General features: G+C 61.7%; 20 protein-coding genes and 1 pseudogene. 4 read left to right on the plus strand and 17 right to left on the minus strand.

Features of this window, described 5'->3' with window-relative positions; translation table 11 throughout:
- Nucleotides 1–57 precede the first annotated feature (57 nt).
- The 6 genes from ACODTZ_RS00560 to ACODTZ_RS00585 form a co-directional block, all read right to left on the minus strand.
- Nucleotides 58–1,656 carry an MFS transporter gene (locus ACODTZ_RS00560; RefSeq protein ID WP_489022999.1) on the minus strand — a complete coding sequence of 533 codons (1,599 nt, stop codon included), beginning with the start codon at nt 1,654–1,656 and terminating at the stop codon, nt 58–60.
- A complete protein-coding gene (locus ACODTZ_RS00565) occupies nt 1,653–2,090 on the minus strand; it encodes a DoxX family protein (protein WP_489023001.1) in 438 nt (145 codons plus the stop codon). Before ACODTZ_RS00565 ends, ACODTZ_RS00560 begins: the two co-directional genes overlap by 4 nt.
- Before the next feature lie 221 nt (nt 2,091–2,311).
- Nucleotides 2,312–4,189 (minus strand): amidohydrolase, encoded by a 1,878-nt coding sequence (locus ACODTZ_RS00570; RefSeq protein WP_113177413.1) that lies wholly within the window; start codon nt 4,187–4,189, stop codon nt 2,312–2,314.
- Between the two features lie 99 nt (nt 4,190–4,288).
- Complete coding sequence (locus tag ACODTZ_RS00575; protein ID WP_489023004.1) at nt 4,289–4,576, minus strand: XapX domain-containing protein; 288 nt, start codon at nt 4,574–4,576, stop codon at nt 4,289–4,291.
- 77 nt (nt 4,577–4,653) lie between these two features.
- Nucleotides 4,654–5,343, minus strand: coding sequence for a hydrolase (locus tag ACODTZ_RS00580; protein WP_111560831.1), 690 nt, complete (start codon nt 5,341–5,343; stop codon nt 4,654–4,656).
- A gap of 142 nt (nt 5,344–5,485) precedes the next feature.
- Nucleotides 5,486–6,418: a VOC family protein gene (locus ACODTZ_RS00585; protein ID WP_112981476.1), complete on the minus strand. Its 933-nt coding sequence runs from the start codon at nt 6,416–6,418 to the stop codon at nt 5,486–5,488.
- Between the two features lie 119 nt (nt 6,419–6,537).
- Here ACODTZ_RS00585 and ACODTZ_RS00590 point away from each other — a divergent pair, with 119 nt between their 5' ends.
- On the plus strand, nt 6,538–7,437 hold the full coding sequence (locus tag ACODTZ_RS00590) for a LysR family transcriptional regulator (RefSeq protein WP_489023007.1): 900 nt from the start codon (nt 6,538–6,540) through the stop codon (nt 7,435–7,437).
- A gap of 98 nt (nt 7,438–7,535) precedes the next feature.
- Here the strand turns inward: ACODTZ_RS00590 and ACODTZ_RS00595 are convergent, their stop codons facing one another.
- Entirely contained in the window at nt 7,536–7,967 is a 432-nt protein-coding gene (locus ACODTZ_RS00595; protein ID WP_489023008.1) for a DoxX family protein, read from the minus strand.
- A gap of 363 nt (nt 7,968–8,330) precedes the next feature.
- Here ACODTZ_RS00595 and ACODTZ_RS00600 point away from each other — a divergent pair, with 363 nt between their 5' ends.
- Both ACODTZ_RS00600 and ACODTZ_RS00605 read left to right on the plus strand, forming a co-directional pair.
- Nucleotides 8,331–8,774 (plus strand): hypothetical protein, encoded by a 444-nt coding sequence (locus ACODTZ_RS00600; RefSeq protein WP_489023010.1) that lies wholly within the window; start codon nt 8,331–8,333, stop codon nt 8,772–8,774.
- Nucleotides 8,775–8,980: 206 nt separating this feature from the next.
- Nucleotides 8,981–9,457 (plus strand): MarR family winged helix-turn-helix transcriptional regulator, encoded by a 477-nt coding sequence (locus ACODTZ_RS00605; protein ID WP_247750430.1) that lies wholly within the window; start codon nt 8,981–8,983, stop codon nt 9,455–9,457.
- Between the two features lie 143 nt (nt 9,458–9,600).
- Here ACODTZ_RS00605 and ACODTZ_RS00610 read toward each other — a convergent pair whose 3' ends face one another.
- The 4 genes from ACODTZ_RS00610 to ACODTZ_RS00625 all read right to left on the minus strand — a co-directional run bounded on the left by ACODTZ_RS00610 (nt 9,601) and on the right by ACODTZ_RS00625 (nt 14,473).
- The gene (locus ACODTZ_RS00610; protein WP_489023012.1) at nt 9,601–11,022 is read right to left on the minus strand and encodes a c-type cytochrome; all 1,422 of its coding nucleotides are present in this window, start codon (nt 11,020–11,022) and stop codon (nt 9,601–9,603) included.
- A 1-nt stretch (nt 11,023) separates the two neighbouring features.
- The gene (locus tag ACODTZ_RS00615) at nt 11,024–12,619 is read right to left on the minus strand and encodes a GMC family oxidoreductase (RefSeq protein ID WP_489023014.1); all 1,596 of its coding nucleotides are present in this window, start codon (nt 12,617–12,619) and stop codon (nt 11,024–11,026) included.
- Between the two features lie 73 nt (nt 12,620–12,692).
- A complete protein-coding gene (locus ACODTZ_RS00620) occupies nt 12,693–13,235 on the minus strand; it encodes a sugar dehydrogenase complex small subunit (RefSeq protein WP_111560823.1) in 543 nt (180 codons plus the stop codon).
- A 236-nt stretch (nt 13,236–13,471) separates the two neighbouring features.
- Nucleotides 13,472–14,473, minus strand: coding sequence for a LacI family DNA-binding transcriptional regulator (locus ACODTZ_RS00625; RefSeq protein WP_489023016.1), 1,002 nt, complete (start codon nt 14,471–14,473; stop codon nt 13,472–13,474).
- A 369-nt stretch (nt 14,474–14,842) separates the two neighbouring features.
- On the opposite strand from ACODTZ_RS00625, the gene tehA reads away from it, so the two are divergent.
- Nucleotides 14,843–15,757 (plus strand): dicarboxylate transporter/tellurite-resistance protein TehA, encoded by a 915-nt coding sequence (gene tehA / locus ACODTZ_RS00630; protein WP_489023018.1) that lies wholly within the window; start codon nt 14,843–14,845, stop codon nt 15,755–15,757.
- Between the two features lie 6 nt (nt 15,758–15,763).
- Here tehA and ACODTZ_RS00635 read toward each other — a convergent pair whose 3' ends face one another.
- The 6 genes and pseudogenes from ACODTZ_RS00635 to ACODTZ_RS00660 all read right to left on the minus strand — a co-directional run bounded on the left by ACODTZ_RS00635 (nt 15,764) and on the right by ACODTZ_RS00660 (nt 22,925).
- Nucleotides 15,764–16,840: an ABC transporter ATP-binding protein gene (locus ACODTZ_RS00635; protein WP_489024746.1), complete on the minus strand. Its 1,077-nt coding sequence runs from the start codon at nt 16,838–16,840 to the stop codon at nt 15,764–15,766.
- 13 nt (nt 16,841–16,853) lie between these two features.
- On the minus strand, nt 16,854–18,773 hold the full coding sequence (locus ACODTZ_RS00640) for a glycoside hydrolase family 127 protein (protein ID WP_489023020.1): 1,920 nt from the start codon (nt 18,771–18,773) through the stop codon (nt 16,854–16,856).
- 20 nt (nt 18,774–18,793) lie between these two features.
- A pseudogene (locus ACODTZ_RS00645) lies at nt 18,794–19,658 on the minus strand (carbohydrate ABC transporter permease).
- Entirely contained in the window at nt 19,655–20,569 is a 915-nt protein-coding gene (locus ACODTZ_RS00650) for a carbohydrate ABC transporter permease (protein WP_111560818.1), read from the minus strand. The pseudogene ACODTZ_RS00645 and the gene ACODTZ_RS00650 overlap by 4 nt, the downstream one beginning before the upstream one ends.
- Nucleotides 20,570–20,634: 65 nt before the next feature.
- Nucleotides 20,635–21,873, minus strand: coding sequence for an ABC transporter substrate-binding protein (locus ACODTZ_RS00655; RefSeq protein WP_209235743.1), 1,239 nt, complete (start codon nt 21,871–21,873; stop codon nt 20,635–20,637).
- Nucleotides 21,874–21,914: 41 nt separating this feature from the next.
- Nucleotides 21,915–22,925 (minus strand): LacI family DNA-binding transcriptional regulator, encoded by a 1,011-nt coding sequence (locus tag ACODTZ_RS00660; RefSeq protein ID WP_489023023.1) that lies wholly within the window; start codon nt 22,923–22,925, stop codon nt 21,915–21,917.
- Between the last annotated feature and the right edge of the window lie 183 nt (nt 22,926–23,108).

Raw genomic sequence — 23,108 nt, forward strand, 5'->3', positions numbered from 1 at the left:
CTGTCTAGACAAACGGAAAAAAGGGGGCCTCGCGGCCCCCTTCTTCGTCTCTATTTCTTAAGCCATGCCCGGGCGGTTGATCGTCAGGAAGTGCCGGACGACGGGCTTGTCTGGCCCCGAGTGGTAGGCAAGCACCTTGCCCTGCAAGTCGGCATCGGCGTTCGACACCCGCTTGTGCTGCCTCAGATGCTCCGCCCAGGATTCCACCATGAACCACTCGACGATCTTCTGCGGATCAGCGGAGTCTTCCGTCACGCCCCAGCCATAGGCGCCATCGCGGCGGCGTTCCTGCGACATGTCGTTCAAGGCACGAAGGAAGGCCGAACGGTTGTGCTTTTCGACGTTGTATTCGATCAGGATCAGAACCGGTCCACGATCATGGGCGACAGGCTCGGCGACAAGCGGCTCCGGCCAGTGGCTGGACGGGACCAGGTCGGCATCGCCGGCAGGCAGCTTTACACGGTGCATGATAAGACCGGCGACGAGCAGACCGGCGGCGCCGATCAAGAGGGCGCCAGGGACACCGACCGCTTCACCAACGGCACCCCAGCCGAGGCTGCCGGCCGTCATCGCGCCGTTGAAGACGGTGAGGTAGACAGCAAGACCGCGACCACGCACCCAGTTCGGAAGGACAGCCTGGGCCGCGCCATTCAGCGTCGTCAGAGCGGTGATCCATGCGCCGCCGAGGAAGAGGAGAGCGACGATGGCAACCAGCTTTGGCGGAGCGAGCGACAGGATAGCCATGACGGCCGCCGTGATGATCGCTGCACCGAGCAGTAGCCCATCGCCATCAAAGCGTTGGCGCAGTTTCGGCATGACAAGCGCCCCACCGATCGCACCAGCGCCAACCGCGCCCAGCAGGATGCCGTAGAAGCTTGCATCACCACCGAGAAGCTGGCGGGCGACGAGCGGCAGGAGGGCCCAGACGGCGCTGGCGAAGGCGAAGAAGATCGCGGCACGCAACAGCACGACATGCAGCGGGCGGCTGGCACGGGTGTAGCGAAGGCCGGCCCGGAAGGCGCCGAAAAAATTCTCCTGTAGGGCATCGTTGGCGCTCTTGGCGCGCGGCCACCAGATCAGCGCTGCGATGACGACCAGATAGCTGGCAACGTCAGCCCCGTAAGTAAGACCCGCCCCGAACGCGGCAAGCAGGATACCCCCCGCTGCCGGGCCGATGGAACGGGCGATATTGATGCCGAGCGAGTTCAGCGCAACCGCGCTTTTCACATCCTCGCGCTTGACGAGCTCAGGCACGATCGCCTGCCAGGTTGGCCCCATCAGTGCCGCGCCAATGCCGCCGAGGAAGGTGAGACCTATCAGGGCGCTGACCGAAAGCATACCCGTCTGGGCAAGAATCATGAGGCTGATGCTGACGGAGACGAGCAGCAGCTGCACTGCAATCAGGAACTTGCGGCGGTCGAGAATGTCGGTCAACACGCCGGCCGGAATGGCGAGAAGGAAGATCGGCAGCGTGCCCGCCGCCTGAACCATAGCGACCGCGGCCGGCGAGGCCGAGAGATCGGTCATCAACCACGAGCTCGCGACATCTCGCATGAAGCTGCCGGTATTGCCGAGAACGGTGGCTGCCCAGAGAACGGCGAAGACGGGTTGGGCGAGTGGAGCGAAGCTGCCCCCTGAGGATTTTGCGGTGCTCATTGTTCAGCTCCCTTGGTGATGTCGAAGATGGTGACGAGAATGAAGGCGCCTGCGAGGCCGAGATGTTCGAAGAAGGCGTTGGTCGCCATCATCCGTTCCATGCCGGCGGGCAGTTCCCAGAAACGAAGCGCGATGAAGGTCGCGAGAATAGTGAACCCGGCGAGCGCGAGAGCGCCCATCCACCGCAGCTTTCCCGACACGACCATGGCCGATGCGGTCAGCTCGAATGCGATGACGACGACGGCGAAGACCGGGGCCGGGTGGAGACCGAAATGCTCCATCTCGGCGACTGCGCCGCCGAAATCGAAAGTCTTGGTGAGCGGGCCCTGGATATAGGCGGCGCAAAGCGCGAGCAGCGCGGCGGTTCGCACGGCAGGCGCCGAAACGACATCGGTCAGAAGCCTGCGCTGTGTTGAAGGTGAGTGGCTGGTCATCTTTGCTCCTGCGATCTTGGCCGGTCGGTTCGAGCGGCGCTGTGTTCGGCTGATGGAGCCATATTGACGGGAACCATTGCCGCCAACAATTGCATCAATAGTTTCGATTTAATTGCATTATCCGCAATTATCCATGAGAGCTTTTTTACGCTTGCAAAACAGGCTTGGGCAGCGGTTTCCCGCTGCCCAAGATGATACGTCGTTCGGTTATCGCGTCAGCCTCAAACGGCCCAGCAGGAGCAACCGAGTGCACCGAAGAAGCCCTTGAGATCCGCGATCGGAAGCTTCGAGGTCCAGGCGCCGGCGTGGTCGTGGCCATGGACACCGCAGTCGCTGGCGCAGCCGCAGGTGGAGATGGCCGTGCGGCGCAGTGAGCGTGCGCCGGCGCCTTCGGGCTCGCCCCAGGCGGCGTAGCCGCCGAATTTGCGCACCGGAGACCAATCCGGCATGGCGGGCGGGATGTTGCTTTCGTCATATTTGGCGAAATCACCCGAGCCATAGACGATCTTGCCGCCAACCATCGTCAGATCGGAGGTGAGGAACGAGATCTCGTCCTCGGCGCAGGCAAAGAAGTCCTTGCTGGGGACCACGAGATCGGCGAACTGGCCCTTCTCGATGCGGCCCTTCTTTCCCTCTTCGTTGGAGAACCAGGTGACCTTTTCCGTCCACATCCTGAGCGCCGTCTCGCGGTCCAGGCAATTGGCACGCGGATAGAGCTGCATGCCGCCGACCGTCTTGCCGGTTACCATCCAGGAGAGCGAAACCCATGGATTATAGGAGGCGACCCGGGTGGCGTCGGTGCCGGCCGAGACGTTAACGCCCTTGTCGAGCATCCGCTTGATCGGCGGCGTGGCTTCGGCAACGCCGTGGCCATAGCGCTCGACGAAGTATTCGCCCTGATAGGCCATGCGGTGCTGCGTGGCGATGCCGCCGCCAAGTGCCGCGATACGGTCGATCGAACGCTCCGAGATGGTCTCGGCATGGTCGAAGAACCAGTTGAGGCCTTCGAGCGGAATGTCCTTGTTGACCTTCTCGAACACGTCAAGCGAACGCGAGATGGTTTCGTCATAGGTGGCGTGCATACGCCAGGGCCAGCGGTTTTCGGCCAGAACCCGCACCACTTCCTCGAGCTCGCCTTCCATCTCCGGCGCCATTTCCGGGCGCGGCTGGCGGAAGTCCTCGAAGTCAGCGGCGGAGAAGACCAGCATCTCGCCGGCGCCATTGTGGCGGAAGTAGTCGTTGCCCTGCTTGTATTTGACCGAGGACGTCCAGTTGAGGAAATCCTCTTTCTCGGCCTTCGGCTTCTGTGTGAAGAGGTTATAGGCGAGGCGAACGGTCAGCTGGTTTTCGTCGGAGAGCTTCTGGATGACCTCGTAGTCATCGGGATAGTTCTGGTTGCCGCCGCCGGCATCGATCACGCCGGTGACGCCGAGACGATTGAGCTCGCGCATGAAGTGGCGGGTGGAATTGACCTGGTAGTCGAAGGGCAGCTTCGGGCCTTTCGCCAGCGTCGAGTAGAGAATACCGGCGTTCGGCTTGGCAAGCAGCATGCCGGTCGGGTTGCCGTTGGCGTCGCGGGTAATCTCGCCGCCGGGCGGGTTGGGCGTGTCGCGGGTGTAGCCGACGGCGCGGAGCGCAGCGCCGTTCAAGAGCGCGCGGTCATAGAGATGCAGCAGGAAGACCGGCGTGTCGGGCGCAACCGCATTGATCTCCTCGATCGTCGGCAGGCGCTTTTCGGCGAACTGGTGTTCGGTGAAGCCGCCGACGACGCGAACCCATTGCGGGGCCGGTGTGATCGCCACCTGGCGCTTCAGCATGTCCATGGCATCCGCCAGCGAACGAACCCCGTCCCAGCGCAGTTCCATGTTGTAGTTCAGACCGCCGCGCACGACGTGGGTGTGGTTGTCGATCAGGCCCGGCAGGACGCGCTTGCCCTTGAGGTCGACGATCTTGGTGTCCGGGCCGGCGAGCGCCATGATCTCGGCATCGGTGCCGACTTCGAGAAAGGCACCGTCCTTGATGGCGACGGCGCTGGCGGTTGGATTGGTTCGATCGAGCGTGGTGATCAAACCGTGGTGGAGGATGAGGTCGGCGAACATGGGAAATGCTCCAGGCTTCATTATTAATATTGATTTCAACGCTTTGCGCCGGGATTGGCCGGGCTGGGCCCCGCCGCAAGCAAATCTCCTCTTGCGGTGTCAGCTAGCAGACTTGTGCTGATCCTGGCGAGACACGACGACGTCATTGCGGCTCTCGCCCTTTGGCAGATGACCGAACATGTGCGGCTTGATCTGGTTGATCCAGGAGACTGCTGCGGGCTCCTTGGCGATCAGCGTCTTGGCGAAGGGAATGAGCTGTTCGCCAACCAGAATGCCGAGCAGGCCGACAAGAGCCACGATCGGTGGCGCGGGAGAGCGGACATTGAGCAAACTATAGACGATACCGACCAGAAGACCGGCACCGATGGAAAGAAGATAGAGTTTCATGGGGCATCCTCGACTCTAGATGAAAGCCGCTTCCGCATTTGGACATTCGATCCTGCGGAAGCGGCGGCGATGTGTGATTACTTGGCTGGGTTAGGGCCGATGCGCTTGCCATGGCTGACGCGCTCGGCGCCGCCGTGGACATGCGTGACCGCATAGTCGATGCCCATGCCGTAGGCGCCGGAATGTTCCTTCACCAGCGAGGTGACGGCGTTGTAGGTTTCCTTGCGGGCCCAATCGCGCTGCCATTCGAGCATGACCTGCTGCCAGGTAACGGGGATGACGCCGGCCTGTACCATGCGGTCCATCGCATATTTGTGGGCGTCGACCGAGGTGCCGCCGGAAGCGTCGGCGACCATGTAGATTTCGTAGTCGGGAACATCATGGAGGGCGGAGAGCGCGAAGGTGGTGTTGCACACTTCCGTCCAGAGGCCGGAGACGACGATCTTCTTACGGCCGCCGGCGGCGTTCTTGGCAAGGGCGTCACGCACGTTCTGGTCGTCCCAGGAGTTCATCGAGGTGCGCTCCAGAATGTCGTTCTCGGGGAAGACGCCGAGCAGTTCCGGGAAGGTGTTGCCGGAGAAGCTTTCCGTCTCGACCGTGGTGATCGTGGTCGGGATGTTGAAGATCTTGGCCGCCTTGGCGAGACCGACGACATTGTTCTTCAGCGTCTGGCGATCGATCGACTGGACACCGAAAGCCATCTGCGGCTGCTGGTCGATGAAGATGAGCTGGCTGTTTGCAGGGGTCAGGACTTCGAGCTTGGACATTTGATTTCTCCGTTTAGGTTTTGATTGCCGGTCTGGCGCTTAAGGATTGAGATGCCTCCGGCGGTCGGCTGCCTGCCTCAGGCAGCCGTTCGAAGGCGGAAATTGTTGGTGTTAGAGGGGCGCGGCAGTTTGCCGTGCGGGGTTATGCTGCGAGCGGGACGAGATTCTCTTCGATCTGGCCGCGATAGGCCTCATACCGGGTCGGCAGCTTCAAGGCTTCGCCGAGGTGAGCGGTATCTTCGTCGCGGTCGAAACCGGGCTCGTTGGTTGCGATTTCGAACAGGATCCCGCCCGGCGTTCTGAAGTAGATCGCCCAGAAGTAATCGCGGTCGATAACCGGCGTTACCTGGTAGCCCGTGTCCATCAGGGCCTTGCGCACTTCGAGCTGCTTTTCGCGGTTCTCGACGGCAAAGGCGATGTGGTGGACAGAACCGGCACCCTGGCGGGCAAACGGCGTTTTCGGCAGCGACGCGATGTCGATGGTGTCGGCACCATTTCCACCGGGAATGATGAACCGCGTCACATCACCTTCGACCTCGGCGCGCTCATAGCCCATGAACTGCAGCAGTTCCGATGTGGCGGCGGTGTCGTGCAGGTCGAAGCGCGCACCGGAGAAGCCGCGGATCGCATTGTCTTCCGAGATGCCATCGGCAAGCCATGGGGCGCGGGCGTCTTCGGCGGTTTCGATCAGTGCTAGTCCGTCGCCATCAGGGCCGGCGAAGCGCAGGCGGTTGGCGCCGAACACCGTGTCGGTCTTCAGACCGACGACACCCTGGGCCGTCAGGCGGTCTTTCCAGAAAGCCAGCGATCCCTTCGGGATGGAGAACTGCGTCTCGCTGACCTCACCGACGCCGGGGCGGCCGGTCATCATGTGCGGGAAAGGAAAGTAGGTCATGACCGTGCCGGGCGTGCCGTTTTCATCGCCATAGTAGAGGTGGTAGACGCTCGGGTCGTCGAAGTTGACGGTCTTCTTGACGCGGCGCAGGCCGAGTGCGTTCGTGAAGAACCGGTTGTTTTCTCGGGCATCCGACGCCATCGAAGTGACGTGGTGCAGTCCCTTGATATCCTTGATCATGGCCGTTGCCTTTCTCTGTGGGCGTTGCCGTTTCGATGACCAGAGATGTAACCGGGTTGATTGCATTGCGGAATTGCAATATTCCTGTCGAATGAATTGCGATTTTTGAAATAATTGAGATGAACGACTATAAAGCCCTGAAAACCTTCCTGCTCGCCGCCGCAAAGCGCAACTTCGCCCAGGTCGCCCGCGAGCTCGACATGACGCCCGCCGCCGTCACCCGCGCGATCGCGGCACTCGAGGACGATCTCGGCGTCCAGCTCTTCGTGCGCACCACGCGTCAGGTGTCGCTGACGACGGATGGCGCCGTCTTCGCTGCGCAGATCCAGCCGGCGATCGAAGCGCTCGAAAATGCCCGCAAGGATGTCAAGAACGCGCATAAATCCGACCAGGGGCGGTTGCGGATCAGCGCGCCGACCTGGCTTGGGAAGACGATCCTCACGCCAATTCTTTCGGGCTTCCGCGAGCTCTATCCGAAGATGAGCTTCGAGGTTTCGCTGTCGGACGGCTTGGTCAACATCATCGACGACGACTACGATCTCGCGATCCGCATTTCGTCCGCCCCTTCGGACAAGTTCACCATCTGGCGCAAGATCCGGGCGGTGCCGAGGATTTTGGTGGCAGCGCCCGGCAGCCGCTTCACGGAGATGCAGCATCCGAACGAACTGACGCCAGACGATTGCCTCGCCTATAGCGGCGAGAGCCGTCGCGAGACCTGGGCCCTGTCGGACGGCGGATCGAGCATCTCGATCGCGGCCGGCCGCGCATTCAGCGCCAACAATGGCGAAGTGCTCGCCGATATGGCCGCCGATGGCGTCGGCGTCGCCATGCTTCCGGGCTTTCACATCGCCGAGCATATCCGCACCGGCCGGTTGGTGCATGTGCTCCCGGGCTGGGCGCCGCCGGAGCTTTGGCTGACGCTCTACTACCCCCCCTATCAGGCTCTGCCGCCGCGTATCGCCACATTCTCGAAGTTTTTTGAAGAGCAGCTGCCGGCCCATATGGTCATGCTCGACTAGAGGGTTCACGAAGTTGGACCATCGGCTTCGACAAAGGGCCAGCGGACAAGTTTCTCAAGCAAGGCGATGCCTTGCTTGAGACGCGTTCGATAGAGACCTTACTGCGCGCTTTTCAGTGGATCGAGCACGGGACGCCCTGCCGACAGGCGAAACTCCAGCTCGGTTCTCGCGACAAACCAGAAGCCACCGGCGATGGCCAGATTCTTCAGAAAGTTGATCGACTGGCCGGCCTGCTGGGCGGGCGCGGCCGCCCAGAACTGATGAAACATTAGGGCCGTCAACACCGTATAGCCGGCAAGAAGCACGCTCACCACCAGAACCTGATAGCCGGCGATCAGAACGATGGGAGCAACAAGCTCGAACGCGGTGACCAGATAGGCCATCAGCATCGGTACGGGAAATCCGAAATCGGTCAGTCGCGTCGCAACCGATGCCGGGTCCATCAGCTTCCCGACCCCGCTGTAGAGGAAGAGGATCGACATCAAAATCCGCGCTGCAATGTCCAGGCGGCGAAGTGCGGCTGTATTCATGGTGAGTTCCTTGTTTGAATATCGAGGCGCCGGACGATACGTGAAAGCCGCGCAGGTCATTGCCGTGCACCATACAGCCGAGCATCTATCGTCCAACGCAAACAACATATATGTTCTCAACATATTATGTTATTAACAAACAAGTGATGCCGCCGTGTGCGGCTCCGCCTGGATGTTCTAGAATTCGTCCGTTATCGGGCTTGATGCAAACCGTGAAATGGCGTCTACCCTCTGGGTCGGCCTCCCGGTCACGAGAAGGGACCGAAAGGTGGATCAGCATCATCGGGTGCCGATCCTACGGCCGCCTTGACGAGGCAGCGCCCCAAAAGGCCAGAAAGGGAATTGCCTATGGAAAGACATCACATGCCGCAGCAAGCCGCTTTTCGACGTGCTTGCTCCTTGGCCGCGCGCCTTGTCGCCATGCTCTCCATCGTTGCGGCCACATCGGCCTGCGTTTCTTCCGAGACCGGCCCCACCGCCTCGGACCTGGCCTCGCTTCGCGGCCAGCCGCTTGCAAAGGCGACGTCCATATTCGGCGAACCGACAGGCGAAAACCGTATCGGTGGCCGCCACACCGTTTTCTGGCAAAAGAGTTATACCGAACAATATGCTGCGCCGAGTGTGATCCGGACGGTTTCGGGACGAGACAGCCAGTCGGCGACGGAGGAAACCGAGAGCCTTAAACTCAAGACACGAACGCACACCTGCATCGTCAAACTGTCGGTGGACGATCAGCGCGTTATCAAGGATGCCGTGTTTGACGGGGATCGAACACGCTGCGGAGAGATGATCTCGCCTGCGTCCTAATGGTTTGACGGATCGCGAGTTTGCGTGAAACTCAATCGTGTTTTTCCTGGGGTGCGCCCATATGCAGCAACTCGTTGCATCCAGCTTGAGCAGACTCGCACTTTGCTACGCTTGTTTTTGATGTATTTTCCGAGGTGCAAGCCCAACACCAAACGATAAACGGCTCTGAATTGACTGAGGAAATTGAAAGCGTCGGCGACTTTCGCATGCCGGAGATGATCGCCGCGGAAACCGGCAAGGTTCTCACGGAACAGGAAGCCTATCTGTTCCTGATCAGGGCAGCGGAGATTGTCAGCGCGCCGGTAGCCGATCTTTTTGCGTCCAACGGTGTTTCCGGCAAACAGTACAACGCGTTGCGGGCAATTCGCCGCGCTGGGCCGGCCGGCGCGACGGTCAATGAGATCCGCCATCAGATGACGGACCCGCGCGCTGACGTCACGAGGCTGATCGATCGCCTTGTACGCGACCGACTCGTCAAGCGCAGAAATGATAAAAGCGATCGTCGTATCGTCAGGGTCGTCCTGTCGGAGACCGGCAACCAGGTTCTGGCGAACATCGATGCACCCTTACTGGAGGTGCATATGGCGCAGTTTCGTCAATTTGACGCCGATGAACTCGCGCAGCTGAAGGGCCTACTGAAGAAGATCAGTTCGGCGAGCCCTGTCGAACAACCGTCCGAATAATCCCTCCGCCGTCAAGACGGACGATCGGACGGTATCAGGCGAGTACCGACCGCAGGCGGCGGGACTTCGGCGAGCGTCGGCCCCGACGAAGCAGTTCAGGCGCCCCTCCGCGTAAAAGGAGAGGCGCCTTTATTCTTAGAAGATCAGGCTACCGCCGGCTTCCTGCGCAGGAACAGCCCAATCAGCAGGATCAGGACGATGGCTGCCGCGCAGGCGCCGCCCCACATTAGCCAAGGCGTCGCCCTGATCAGCAGCGGCACCTCGCCGCCATTGCGCAATGTGACGACGTCCTGCTCGCTCACCTTCAGCGTATCGTTGCCGAAGCGCGCCAGAACGTAATTCGAGACGGCAGCGATCTGCGCGTTGGTCAGCTGGTTCTTGAAGGCCGGCATCGCCACGGTGACGTCGTTCGTCGGGCGGTGAATGCCCTCGACGATCGCCATGACCAGGTTGCTTGCCGTCAGGCCGCCGGTTGCGCGGTTGCTGGTCAGAGACGGATAGAACTGGTCCTCCGTGCCCGAGCCATTCAGCTGGTGGCAGGTTGCGCAGGCGCTGACATAGAGCTCCTGGCCGTCGACGGACGAACCATTCTGCATGGCGGCCGGCGAGCGGTCGATCGCGTAGTCGAGCTTGGCGATATCGTCAGGTTTTGCATCCTTGTGCGCGAAGGCCGGCACGGTCTGACCGGCGGCGCGGATCGGCGGCACCGTCTTCAGATACACAGCCATCGCCGTCAGATCCTCATCCGACATATGGCGGAAGCTGTGCTCGACCGCCTCGGCCATCGGTCCTGCGGCCTGCGACTTGCCGACGGCATTGCCGTGCTTCAGGTATGCGACGATTTCCTGCGTGTTCCAACCGCCGATGCCGCTGATCGGATCGGAGGTGATGTTCGGCGCATGCCAACCGCCGACATCGCCGCCGCCAAGATACTGGCCGGCATCTTCGGCCATGAAAGTGTTGCGCGGAGTGTGGCAGGCGCCGCAGTGGGCGAGCGCATCGACGAGATACTTGCCGCGCTCGGCGGCACCCGGCGCGACCGCCGCGCTATCGAACGGCGTGGCGCGGTTGAACAGGAGGTTCCAGCCGAACATCGCGATGCGCTGGTTGAACGGGAATGGCAGCGTCGTCTTTGCCGACGGCGCTTCGTCCACCGGCGCAACGTCGTGGGTGAGATAGGTGTAGAGCGCGTGGATGTCCTCATCCGTCATGCCGCGATAGGCGGTGTAGGGCATGGCCGGGTAGAGATGGCCGCGAGGGGCGACACCGTTTCTGACCGCATCGATGAACTGCGCTTCCGTCCAGTTGCCGATGCCGAACTCCTTGGAGGGAGTGATGTTCGGGGCGACGATCGGACCCATCGGGGAGGCGATCGTGTAGCCGCCGGCGAACGGCTTGCCGTCGGGCGCCGCAGTCCTGTGGCAGGCCATGCAGTCGGACGCGATGGACACCGCGTGCCCACGCTCGATCAGAGCCTTGAGGTCGGCGTCCTGCGCGAAGGTCGGCATAGCGGAGAAGACGAGAGCGCCGACGGCGGCCGAGAGCGAAAGGATCGTGTTGCGCATCTCAGACCTCCTTGGAGATGATGTCGGCAGTGCGCAGACCGAGCGCGATACCGGCAAGGGTGGGGTTGAGAACGCTCGACGACGGCAGGAGGCCGGTCGTCGACAGGAACAAGTTGTCGTGGTCCCAGGTACGGCCCTCATGATTGGTCACCGAGGTCTTGGAATCGGCGCCCATCATCACGGTGCCCATGACGTGGGCGTGGTTCTGCCAGCCGGTCTTGTCGTTGATGACCTTGCCGCCCATGGCGCGCACGAACGTGCCGTAGTCTTCCATGCACAGATCGCGTGCCTTCTCGACATACTCGTCGCCGTCGAGATCATAGTTGAAGGAGAGCGTCGGAATGCCGAGCGCATCCTTCTTCGTCGTCGACAGCGTCACGCGGTTGGTGGCGCGCGGCAGGGTTTCGAACATGCTTTCGATCACCACCCAGCGGGCGGAGAGATGGCGGATCTGCTCGTCGAGTTCCGGTCCAACGACGCCCTGCTTGATCAGCATTTCGGCGACGTCGCGGTTCGGCACGTTGTTGTGCGGCGCATGCTTGATGGCCGAGTGCTGGCCGCGCCAGTCACCATCACGCCACTTGAAGATCGCGCCCTGCTGCACCTGGCCGCGACCGGGCCAGAGCGGCTCGTCGGCGGTGAAGATCAGGCTGATACCCGAATGGTCCATCAGGTGGCGGCCGACCAGGTCGTTGGAATTGGCGACGTCGGAAAGGAGCAGCAGCTTCGGCGTTTCGATGCCGTTGGCGGCAACGATGAAGGCCTTTGCCGTCAACCGGACGTCGTCGCCCTTCGGCGTGCGGTAGTGGACGGCGACGATCTTGCCGCCCTCGCCCTTTTCCAGATTGTAGGCCGTGGCGTTCGTGATGATTTTGGCGCCGGTATCCTGGGCGTGGCGGGCATGCACATCGCCAGAATACATCGCGCCGATGGGACAGACGGGCATGCAGTTGTTGTTGCCCGAGCAGGCGGGACGGCCGTCATAGGGCTTGTTGGTACGACCGTTTGGCTCGTGGATGAAATTGTAGCCTTCGGCGCCGATGCGCTCCTTCAGCCGCTGGAAGTAATAGGTTTCGCCTTCCGCCGTGACCGGATAGGGCTTGGAACGCGGCGGGTGCGCACCACCACCGTGGCCGGACTGGTCGTCCGTATCGCTGCCGGCGACGCCGAGATTGTATTCGGCCAGATCGTACCAGGGCTCGAGGTCGGAATACTCCATCGGCCAGTCATTGCTGACGCCATAGAGCGACTTCATCTTCATGTCGTTCGGCAGGAAGCGCCAAGTCGCCGCCGCCCAGTGCCACGTCGTGCCGCCGACCAGCGACAGCTGATAGGGGACGTAGTGAAAATTGCCGGTGTTCTCGATGTAATCCTTATCGAAGGAGGACATCGCCCAGGGGAATGTCGGATACGGATCGTTGAGGTTGTTCTTGCGCGGCGAGGAGCGGAAGTTCTCGACGATCTTCCAGCGCGGGATCCACTCACCCGTTTCGAGGATGATGACGGACTTGCCGCGTTGAGCAAGCAGATGCGCGGCGTTGCTGCCGATCGCGCCGGAGCCGATGACGATCACATCGGCGTCGTATTGGGTAGCCATGACAATATCCTGGGCTGGCCGGTCCCGGAAGAGGCCAGCTTATCAATGAGTTGAATTGGGAGAGGGAGGGAGGTTAGTCGGTAGCGAGGCTTGCCGGCGGTTCGACCCAGTAGTTGGTGTGTCCGCGTGCATAGGTGGGAACGATGGTGACGTCCTTGGTCGGCTCGTACATCAGCGCACCGGCAAAGGCGACGAAGCGGGCATCGTCATGATTGGCTTCGCCTTCGGGCGTGCCTGTGTAGCCGAGATACCAGGCCGAGATGATCTTCATCGCGGTCGGCGACAGATCCGGATTGGCGGCCGCAAATTCCTTGAAGTTGCGCATGTCGGTGAGACCGGCCTGATCCATCGCCTGGCTGAGCTTCAGGGCGGCTGCCGGAAACGACGCATCCTCGGCCGAAAGCGCGGCGAATGCGCGTGCCGAGATTTGCGCATCAAGCGTGGCACGATTGGTCAGGCGCTGCGAAAGCGCCAGAAAAGCCTTCTCGTCAATAGCTTCCTGCGCGAAAGCTGCGCCAGGACAGATGCCGAACGCAACCGCAGTGACACCCGCGATGCCCAGGCCGAGCACACCGCGTCTGCCGAGCTTCAAAGTTGATAGTGATTTGTCTTCCATATGCCGTGTCCCGACGAACGCTTCAAACAATGGCACCCTTCGATTTGCATCGACGATGCCACTACCGCGTCCGAGAATTGGTTTTGCCCATTGGCGAATTCGCAGCACCCGCGACAAGATGTCTTGTGCGCTGCGACAAAAGGACTAATCCGGCTGCTGCAATGCAGCAACAATGTTCCTTGATGGAAGTCCATCAAGTTTGCGCATTGTCAACTGTTGGGTTTCGTGCCGCTCTCTTAGAGATTTTCGCTACAGTAAATCCTCAGTTCCGGCTTCTGCACCGGCACGAGCATGAACTTTTCTTCGCGACACCGGTGCAGAACATCAAGCAGTGCATGAGATGCTTGCTGATTCGGATCCTGATCTAGAACGAAGTCGAGAACCCCCGTTTTCAGATATGACTGGTGAACGCTGCTCTTCTCATGCGCGATCCAGACCGGCCGATCGGCACGCCTTCTCAGTGTCTCGCCGATTTCGACCGAATCGTGACCAGTGTCATAAATCCCCACCACACCGTGTTTATCGAGCAGGTTTGTCACAAGACTGGATAGCTTGTGATTGCGGTCATAGGTCGGATGCACCTGTACCTCGAACCGATCCGCGACCATCTGGCGGAAGCCTTCGATCCTCTGTGTATGTTCGACACGCCGCTCATGTGGCGGCAGAACGGCCAGCACGCCTTCGCGCCGAAGCAGCCCTGCCATCAGCTTGCCGGCCGTGCGACCGGCGGCAACATTGTCGATGCCGCTATGCGTGTGGCCGGACAGGCCCGGAATCTCCGTCGTCAATGTCCCCACAATCTCGCCCCGGTCCATGACCTCCTGCAAGGCAGGCGCGATTTCGGCTCCGGCATCGGCCGCTATGATCAAGGCCGCCCTCGGCGCCGCGGGATTGAGGATGGCGCGTCGCCAAAGCGCGGCATCGTTCTCTCTCAAGTGTGTCCGCTGCATCACATAGTGCCGCGGCAGCGCGGCACCGTGGCGGACAAAGGCATCATCCAGCGATTGCCAGAACGGCGTCGAATTCTTTGGCAGGATCACTTCGATGCGTTTCGTCGTGTGCCAGATCTCGGGAAGAACCCGCACGAAGCCCAATCGCGCCGCGGCCTCGACGACGCGCCGCGCCTTCTCCTCCGTAACGCCGCCGCGTTCGTTCAGGACACGATCGACCGTGCTGACGCTGACATCAGCGGCAAGCGCGATCGCTTCGTGTGATGCACGGCTGGACTTCGACTTCATGCTTAAAACGGCCTCGTCTAAATTACGCGGCCGCGTATTAGGACGTTACGGTCGATCAGCGCAAGCCATCCAGGCCCCAGCAGGCCGGGGCAAAGAGTCGCTGCCACACAGGCATTGAGAGGGTCTCGCAGAATTTCGATGATTTGGTCGCGCCGTTTGTTGCAATACTGATACAACAGGCTCTTTATACCGTGGGCCTGAGCGAAGCCTTGGCGGGGGCATCACCGTCAGCAAGATCGCATTTCAGTCGTCGTAACCATCCGTTCCAGCCTCGGAGTCCACATGACCGCAATGCCATCGCAACCTGATCAGGCTACCGCAGCCACTGGAAGGCGGCTTCCTGTCGCTCCCGCATCGGCCTTCGGCATCGTGCTCGGCATAGCGGGCCTTTCCAACGCCTGGCGCGCGGCCGCCGGGCACTTCGCGCTTCCCACCGCTGTCGGAGACGGCATTGCGCTTCTCGCGCTCGCGGTCTGGCTCGTTCTCATTTTTCTCTATGGATTGAAGTGTATCCTCTTCGCCGAGGAGGCGCGCAAGGAGATCGAGCATCCCGTCCAGTGCTGCTTCATCGGCCTCATCGGTGTCGCCACCATGCTTTGCGCAGCGATGGTCGCGCCGTTTTCCGGCGCGCTGGCGCTGGCATTCTATTGGATAGGCCTGCTCTGGACGCTCGCCTTCGCGATATGGCGGACGGGTGCCTTGTGGCAGGGCGGACGCGATCCGACCACGACGACGCCGGTTCTGTATCTCCCGACGGTTGCCGGATGCTATGTCGCGGCAATCGTCGGCGCGGCACTCGGCTATTCCGATCTGGCGCAACTGGCCTTCGGCGCGGGCTTCTTCTCGTGGCTGGCGATGGAATCCGTCATCTTGAACCGGCTGCTCAATGCCGCGGAACTGGCCGAGCCCCTGCGTCCGACGATCGGCATCCAGCTCGCACCGCCGGCAGTGGGTGCAGCCGCCTATCTGAGCGTGACCAACGGAGCGCCGGATCTGCTGGCCCATGCCATGGTGGGTTACGCCATGCTGCAACTGCTCCTGGCGCTTCGCCTTCTCCCATGGGTGGCGAAGCAACCATTCGCTGCCTCCTATTGGGCCTTCTCCTTCGGCCTGACCGCGCTCGCCGCCGATCTGATCCGCATGGTCGCCCGCGGCGAACAAGGCATCCTGTCGACGCTCGCCATGCCGTTGCTCTGGCTGGTGACGGCCGCGATCGCTGTGTTGGCAGCGGGAACAATCGTGCTTCTTTTTCGAGGGAAGCTGTTCTCGCTCGCCCGGGCCTGACAGCCTCTAAACGCGCAACCGCCCTCCCTCGGCATCGAAAAACAGCCGCTGGCTGGACGACAGGTCGAGCGCGATCACCGCGCCGGGCTCGATATCGGGGCCTGCTCTCTGCTCGACGACGAGGTTCTGACCGTCTTCGAGTGCGCAGTAGATATAGCGCGTGCCGCCGAGATATTCGAAGAACTCGACGCGCGCGGCAATCGACCCTTCGGCTGCCTCGTCGATCACGATATGCTCCGGCCGAATGCCAATCATGAACTCCGTTCCGCGCGCAAGGCTCGCCGGCAGCCCCTGATCCTCGAAGCTCTTCGCCGCGATGTCGAAGCGACCATTGCCCTGGGCGACCGCCTTCAGGAAATTCATCCTGGGCGAGCCGATGAAGCCGGCGACGAACATGTTGGACGGGTTTTCGTAGATCTCCCGTGGCGATCCCGATTGCTCGACCCGTCCGTTTCGAAGCACGACGATCTGGTCGGCCAGCGTCATCGCCTCGGTCTGGTCGTGCGTCACATAGATCATCGTGTTGCCGAGCTCACGATGGAGCCTGGCGATCTCGATGCGCATCGAGACGCGCAGCTCCGCGTCGAGGTTCGACAGCGGCTCGTCGAACAGGAAGACATCGGGCTCGCGCACGATCGCGCGGCCGATGGCCACGCGCTGCCGCTGGCCGCCGGAGAGCTGGCCCGGACGGCGATCGAGAAGATGGTCGATCTTCAGGATGCCGGCCGCCTCGTCGACGCGGCGCTTGATTTCCGCCGCGTCGGTCTTTGCCATCTTCAGGCCGAATGCGAGGTTTTCCCGCACCGACATATGCGGATAAAGCGCGTAGGACTGGAAGACCATGGCGATGCCGCGATCGGAGGGGTCGAGATCAGTGACATCCCGCCCCTTGATGCTGATCTCGCCATCGGTCACTTCCTCGAGGCCCGCGATCATCCGGAGCAGGGTCGATTTTCCGCAGCCGGAGGGGCCGACAAAAACGACGAAGTCCCCCTCCTTGATGTCGAGATCGATGCCATGCACGACAGGCAGGCTGCCGTATGATTTTCGCACGTCCTTGAGCGAGACGCTCGCTGTTTCCATCGAGACCATCGGCCTACTTCCCGGTCTGGAGCCAGACCAGCATGGCGCCCGGCTCGCGGTTGTCCCAGAGATGATAGGGGACGAGCGTGACGGTCGCCGGCACCTGCTCGGCCGGACGGGTACGATAGAGCGAACCGTTCCAGCCGCTTGCGTCTTCCCTGGAAACGTCGAGCTCGACTGCTACCGCGCCATTCAGCCCTTCGATCGTCTTCGTCCGGTGACCGGCAAGCTTCTGCGGAACGACGAAGGCGTTGAGATCGTGGCCGTTGTCGGTTTCCTCGACGCAGTAGATCAGCGGGCCGCGGGCGAGCGCGACGCGGCCGACGTCCTGGCGGACCTTCGGCGAGGCGTATTGCGGGCGCAGCTCCAGCGGAAGATCGAGCGCGATGACATCGCCCTTCTTCCAGGCGCGGTTGAGGCGCGCGTAGCCATCGATGACCGACGAGGCCAGATCGACCGTCTCGCCATTCACCTTCAGCGAAGCGCCCTCGGCCCATTCGGGAATGCGCAGCGCGAGGCCGAATTCGGCCGTGCCGTCGACATCCACGTCGATGCGGATATCGCCATTCCACGGATAATCGGTGTGCTGCGTCAGCTTGACGTTGCCGCCCTTGAGCTTGGCCTTGACGCTGCTCTCACCGTAAAGATGAACGGCGATCTCGTTGTCTGCGACCGCGTACATGTAGGAGCCGACGGAGGCGACGAGGCGGGCAATGTTCGGCGGGCAGCAAGGGCAGCGGTGCCAGACCCAGCGGTGGTGCTTGCCGGTGCTCTCGAGCGGATTGTCGTAGAAGAAGGTCTTGCCGTCGAGCGCAAGACCGGTCAGCGCGCCGTTGTACAGCGCCTGTTCCATGACGTCGGCATAGCGGCGGTTCGGGCCTCGGCCGAGCATGCGGCTTGCCCAGAAGACGAGGCCTACGGAGGCGCATGTTTCGGCATAGGCGGTGTCGTTGGGCAGGTCGTAGTAATCGGTGAAGCCCTCGTTGATCGCCGCCGGGCCGATGCCGCCGGTGACGTACATCTGCTTCACCGTCAGGTCGTCCCAAAGCGTCTCCAGCGCATTGGTCAGCGTGTCGTCATGGTATTCGGTCGCGATGTCGGCCATGCCGGAATACTGGTACATGGCGCGCACGGCGTGGCCGACGGCCTTCTCCTGCTCGCGCACGGGTTCATGCGCCTGGCTGTATTCATAGGTCTTGTGCACATAGTCCTTAGGATCGCGGCCGCCGCGAAGCGCTTCGGCGGTGAAGAAGTGCGGCTGCCGGCCGCGTTCGTCGATGAAGAACTTGGAGAGATCGAGGTATTTTTGCTCGCCCGTCACGCGCGCCATCTTCACCAGCGCGAGCTCCACTTCCTGATGGCCGCAATAGCCGGGGATCTGGCCTTCGCCATGGCCGAAGACCGTGATCATGTGGTCGGCATAGCGGCACATGATGTCGAGCAGCTTGCGCTTGCCGGTTGCCTGGTAATAGGCAACGGCCGCTTCCATGAGATGGCCGGCGCAATAGAGCTCGTGGTGATCGCGCAGGTTGGTCCAGCGCTTGCCGGGCTGCACGCGCTGGAACCAGGCGTTCACATAGCCGTCTTCCTGCTGCAGCTTTTCATACATGTCGATGATGGCATCGGCGCGCGCCTCGAGCTGGGCGTTCGGCTTGCGGTAGAGCGAGTAGGCGATGGTTTCGATCGACTTGCCGAGATCGGAATCCCAGAACATCTGGGTCGAGCCGGTCCACTTCTCGTCGATCGGGATGACGACACCGGGGCTTGGCTGGTTCACGTCGATCGCCTGGATCATGCCGGCCTTTTCGCAGCGATCGAGCAGGATCGCCGCCGTGGAATCGCACACCGCATCCTGCCACTTGCCCCAGAAGCCATTGAGCTCGACATCGGGAACCGCGACCGGGCGGAACTGGCTCTTGTTTTCGGTAGTCATGTTTCAAATTCTCCTTTGAATTACTTGACGGCGCCGGCCATCAGGCCGCGCATGTAGAAGCGTTGCAGAAGCAGGAAGACGAGCAGGCAGGGAATGACCATGACGACGACGCCCGCTTGCACCGCGCCCCAATCGATGGCGCCCATTCTGGATGAGCGCACGGCGGTCATCAGCACCGGCAGCGTGAATTTCTCATTGCTGGACAGAAGCACGAGTGCCGCGAAGAACTCGTTCCAGGCATTGAGGAAGGCGAAGATCGCGACGGTCACGACACCCGGCAGCACCAGCGGAAACAGCACGCGGGCGAGAAGACCGAGATCGCGCGCGCCATCGATGCGGGCCGCCTCCTCGATCTCCTTGGGTACCGCGTCGAACGCATTGCGCATCATGAAGACGGAAAAAGGCAGCTGCAGCGTGACGTAGACGAGCGTCAGCCCGAACAGCGAATTGTTCAGCCCCAGCCGGGAGAGAATGATGAAAAGCGGCGTCAGGATCGACTGGAACGGGATCATCAAGGTGGCGATGATCAGGATGAACAGCACGTTCTTGAACGGGAACCGGTAACGCGAGAAGCCGTAGCCGGCGAGCAGGCTGATCGCCACCGTGAAGCACAACCGTCGCGACCGAGACGATCAGCGAGTTCAGCATATGATGCCAGATGCCAGCGCCGAATGTGTCGAGCGTTCGGTAGGCATCGACGCTGAGCCCGCTGATGCCGGTGAGCGGCCATGGCGGCAGCGCCGTTTCGCTGCGTGGGCGAAACGATGACATGAGCATGATCGCAAACGGCGCCAGGAAGAACACGACGATCGCGGCACCGGCGACATGATAGCTTGTGGCGCGCCGCGCATTGCGGCGGGCGCGAAGGGCTGTGCGGCCGGTCATGGACGGTCCTCCCCAACCTTGAGCAGCCAGAGCTGTACGATGCTGAGCGCCACCAGGATGACGAGCAGCGCGATGGAAAGAGCCGCGCCGTAGCCGAGATTGAACGACACGAAGGACTGGTTGAAGATGTAGTAGACGATCGAGATCATGCGGTTTTGCGGTCCACCTGATGTCATGATGTAGAACTGGTCGAAGGCGAGGATCGATCCGGTGACCGACAGGATGAGCGCGAGCGCCATGGTTCTGCGCATCAAGGGCAGCGTCAGATGGCGAAAGCGCTGCCAGGCTCCGGCGCCATCGATGCGCGCCGCTTCGGTCAGCTCGGCCGGAATACCCTGAAGGCCGGTCAGAAGAATGATCATCGTGAAGCCGGCGACCTTCCACACGACCATGACGATGATCGTCAGGAAGGCGCTGTCAAAGGTCGCGAGCAGGTTGCGCCGCCCCTGTGTGAGGCCGAGCATTTCGAAGACCGGCGAGAACAGGCCGCTATCGACATTGGCGAGCCAGACCCACAGAAGCGACGCAGACGCCAGGCCGATGACGACGGGGAGAAAGATGATCGTCCGATAGCCCGACACGAAGCGGCGCGGCTTGTCGACGAAGAAGGCAAGCGGAAACGCCAGCGCGAAGATCGCGATCGTGACAACAAGCGTGTATTGCGCGGTGAAGCCGAGCGATGTCCAGAAACGGGGATCGTTGAACATGCGCGTGTAGTTGCCGATGCCGATCCAGCGCGGCGAGCCCATGAGGGGCCAGCGGTGCAGGCTCATCCAGACGGTGAAGAGCAGAGGCAACACGAAGAACACGGTCACCAGGGCGATTGCGGGCGCGATATAGGCAACGCCCCGCCAGCCCCCTCTCCGCCGCCGCCTGCGCTTCGGAGAGACGGAGATGATTTCAGTCGTCATCTTTGATCTCGTTCTATTTTGGGGAATGACAGGACGGGATCGGGTCGCGATCCCGTCCTGAAGCATTATTGCGCGCTGTCGATGATCGACTGCATGTCGGCCTGGCCGTTGGCGAATGCGCCGTCGACGTCATCGCCGAACATGGCGGCATTGATGAACTGCGACCACGGGCTGTTCGGGCTGTTGATCAGGTCGTTGAACTGCAGCGTGTAGGGTGTCTTGGCGACCTTGATCGCTTCGGCGGCCACGAGCAGGCGCGGATCCTGTCCCTTCAGGACCTGCTCGGCGATATCGGTGCGCGTCGGCAGGCTGCCATTCTTGGCCATGATCGTCTGCCCCTCCTCGGAATAGACGAACTCCAGGAACTTCTGGATCTGGCTGACATGCGGCGTGCCCTTGGTAACGACGATATTGTCGCCACCGGCAAAGGAGGACGGCTTGCCGTCGACGCCGGGGATCATAGCCACGCCGAAGTCGAGCTCCGGATGCTGCGTGATCATCGTGCCGATGGCGAAAGCGCCGAGGCTCTGCTGGCCGATCTTGCCGCCGAGGAACTTCAGAAAGTCCACGCCGTTATCGGTCGCGGCACTGGCAGGCACGGCGCCCGACTTGACGATCGTACGATAGTCTTCGACGGCCTTTCGCATCTGGGGAGTATCCAGTGTCGCGGTCTTTCCATCCTCAGAGAGGATATCCGCGCCGGCACCCCACACGAGAGGTGCGAATGTAAAGATCATGCAGCCGCCACAGCCGCCGCCGGAGAAATAGAAGCCCGCATTATCGGCACCGAGCTTATGGATTTTCTCGGCATTGGACGCGATCTCTTCCCATGACGCAGGGGCTTTTTCCGGATCGAGGCCAGCCTGTTTATACAGGCCCTTGTTCCAGGCGAAGACGGAGGTCTCGACCAGAAGCGGCAGGCCGTAGACCTTGCCCTCATAGGTGCCCTGCTTAACGTGGGCGGGCGCCAGCGCGTTGAAGTAGCTGAGCGACTTGGCGAAATCCGTCATGTCCTCGAGCTGGCCGGCGGAGGCGAAGGACGGGGTGTAGATCAGGTCCAGCGAAATCGCATCGGGCGCCTGCCCGCCGGCGACCGCCGTGGCGTATTTCTGGACCATCTGGTCCGAGGGGATTTCGGTGAGTTCGACCTTGTCAGTATTGGCCGCGTTGTAGGCGTCGATAACCGCCTTGAAGGCGCCGCCGCCGCTGCCCGAACGCACCCACATGCTAACGGTTTCGGCGGATGCCGCCGAGGCCAGGAATATCGACAGCAATGCCGTCGCTGCAAGCATTCTCTTATGCATGATTTCCTCCAATCATTGGGGCAACCGCGCCCCGCCTCCCTTTAGATTTCCCGGTTTCCACCACAGGACTGGCGAATAACGAGCTTGCATGGAAGCTTGCGCAGACCGGGCTCGACAGTTCGGCCCTCGGCAAGATCCAAGATCGTCAGCCCGGCCGTTCGGCCGAGCTCCTTCAAATTCATGTCGACCGTCGTCAGCGCCGGCCGCGTCTGGTCGGCGAAGATCTCCCAATTGTCGAAACCGATAATCGACACGTCCTCGGGCACACGGACGCCTCGTTCGCGCAAGGCGTCCACCACGCCTCTCGCGATCTGGTCGTTGCCGCAGAAAATGCCGTCGGGCGTCGGCTTGTCGTCGCCCCAAAGCATGGCGACGGCTTCATGCCCCCAGGCCTCCGTCCATGCGCCGTGCACGACGAGCGCATCCGGGCCGACGGCCTGGCGAAAGGCATCGGCGCGCTCCACGGCCGAGACGAAACTGTCGGGACCCGTCACATGGACGATCCTTTTACGCCCGACCTTGCGAAGCCGCTCGACGGCAAGCCGCGCGCCGTCTGAATCATCCGCCGTCAGCACGACGCTTCCCGGCACGCCTTCGGTGAAGGCGTAGACGACGGGCACCGGCAGGCCAGCGAGATCGACCGGGAGAGACCTGTCGATCCGCTTGCCCGTCGCGATGATGCCATCCACCTGCTTGTCCAGCATGGCGTCGACATGAACCTTGGCGAGTGCTGGATCATCCTCGATGGCGCAGAGAAAAACCGAGACGCCATGATCGACAAGCGCTTCGGAAATTCCGGACATCACCGGCAACGTGAAACGGCCGTAGGTATCGTTGGTGAGGAGCCCCACCGTGAAACTTCTGTTGAAGAGAAGGCTGCGGGCCAATGCATTCGGCCGGAAGCCGACATCGGCTGCGATCGACTTGATCCTCTCGCGCGTCTCCGACGCCATCCGGCCGGTATCGTTCAGCGCCTTCGACACGGTCGAAACGCTGACGCCCGCAGCCTTGGCGACGTCATGAATTGTGACACGGTTGCTCCGAGCGACCACGCGATCTCCTCCTTCTCGCGGAGGTGAGAAAAGCGTTTCTCAAATGCAAAGTCAACGTGGGAAAACGTTTTCTCATTATTTTCCCAATTTCGCGGGATCGATCGGGCCCCACCAGCGGGACGAAAACGAAAAACGGCGGCACCGAGGCGGGGAGAACGTCGCCTGGGTACCGCCGTTTGTGCG

It is taken from the genome of Rhizobium sp. FG113, from assembly GCF_057809895.1.

Bases quoted from the DNA above. Each gene is read 5' to 3' on its own strand.
- ACODTZ_RS00615 (WP_489023014.1), bottom strand. From the start codon at position 12,619: ATGGCTACCCAATACGACGCCGATGTGATCGTCATCGGCTCCGGCGCG.
- ACODTZ_RS00625 (WP_489023016.1), bottom strand. From the start codon at position 14,473: ATGAAGTCGAAGTCCAGCCGTGCATCACACGAAGCGATCGCGCTTGCC.
- ACODTZ_RS00640 (WP_489023020.1), bottom strand. From the start codon at position 18,773: ATGACTACCGAAAACAAGAGCCAGTTCCGCCCGGTCGCGGTTCCCGAT.
- ACODTZ_RS00585 (WP_112981476.1), bottom strand. From the start codon at position 6,418: ATGATCAAGGATATCAAGGGACTGCACCACGTCACTTCGATGGCGTCG.
- ACODTZ_RS00565 (WP_489023001.1), bottom strand. From the start codon at position 2,090: ATGACCAGCCACTCACCTTCAACACAGCGCAGGCTTCTGACCGATGTC.
- ACODTZ_RS00620 (WP_111560823.1), bottom strand. From the start codon at position 13,235: ATGGAAGACAAATCACTATCAACTTTGAAGCTCGGCAGACGCGGTGTG.
- ACODTZ_RS00595 (WP_489023008.1), bottom strand. From the start codon at position 7,967: ATGAATACAGCCGCACTTCGCCGCCTGGACATTGCAGCGCGGATTTTG.
- ACODTZ_RS00605 (WP_247750430.1), top strand. From the start codon at position 8,981: ATGCCGGAGATGATCGCCGCGGAAACCGGCAAGGTTCTCACGGAACAG.
- ACODTZ_RS00600 (WP_489023010.1), top strand. From the start codon at position 8,331: ATGCCGCAGCAAGCCGCTTTTCGACGTGCTTGCTCCTTGGCCGCGCGC.
- ACODTZ_RS00590 (WP_489023007.1), top strand. From the start codon at position 6,538: ATGAACGACTATAAAGCCCTGAAAACCTTCCTGCTCGCCGCCGCAAAG.
- ACODTZ_RS00655 (WP_209235743.1), bottom strand. From the start codon at position 21,873: ATGCATAAGAGAATGCTTGCAGCGACGGCATTGCTGTCGATATTCCTG.
- ACODTZ_RS00635 (WP_489024746.1), bottom strand. From the start codon at position 16,840: ATGGAAACAGCGAGCGTCTCGCTCAAGGACGTGCGAAAATCATACGGC.
- ACODTZ_RS00610 (WP_489023012.1), bottom strand. From the start codon at position 11,022: ATGCGCAACACGATCCTTTCGCTCTCGGCCGCCGTCGGCGCTCTCGTC.
- ACODTZ_RS00580 (WP_111560831.1), bottom strand. From the start codon at position 5,343: ATGTCCAAGCTCGAAGTCCTGACCCCTGCAAACAGCCAGCTCATCTTC.
- ACODTZ_RS00575 (WP_489023004.1), bottom strand. From the start codon at position 4,576: ATGAAACTCTATCTTCTTTCCATCGGTGCCGGTCTTCTGGTCGGTATC.
- ACODTZ_RS00570 (WP_113177413.1), bottom strand. From the start codon at position 4,189: ATGTTCGCCGACCTCATCCTCCACCACGGTTTGATCACCACGCTCGAT.
- ACODTZ_RS00650 (WP_111560818.1), bottom strand. From the start codon at position 20,569: ATGACGACTGAAATCATCTCCGTCTCTCCGAAGCGCAGGCGGCGGCGG.
- ACODTZ_RS00560 (WP_489022999.1), bottom strand. From the start codon at position 1,656: ATGAGCACCGCAAAATCCTCAGGGGGCAGCTTCGCTCCACTCGCCCAA.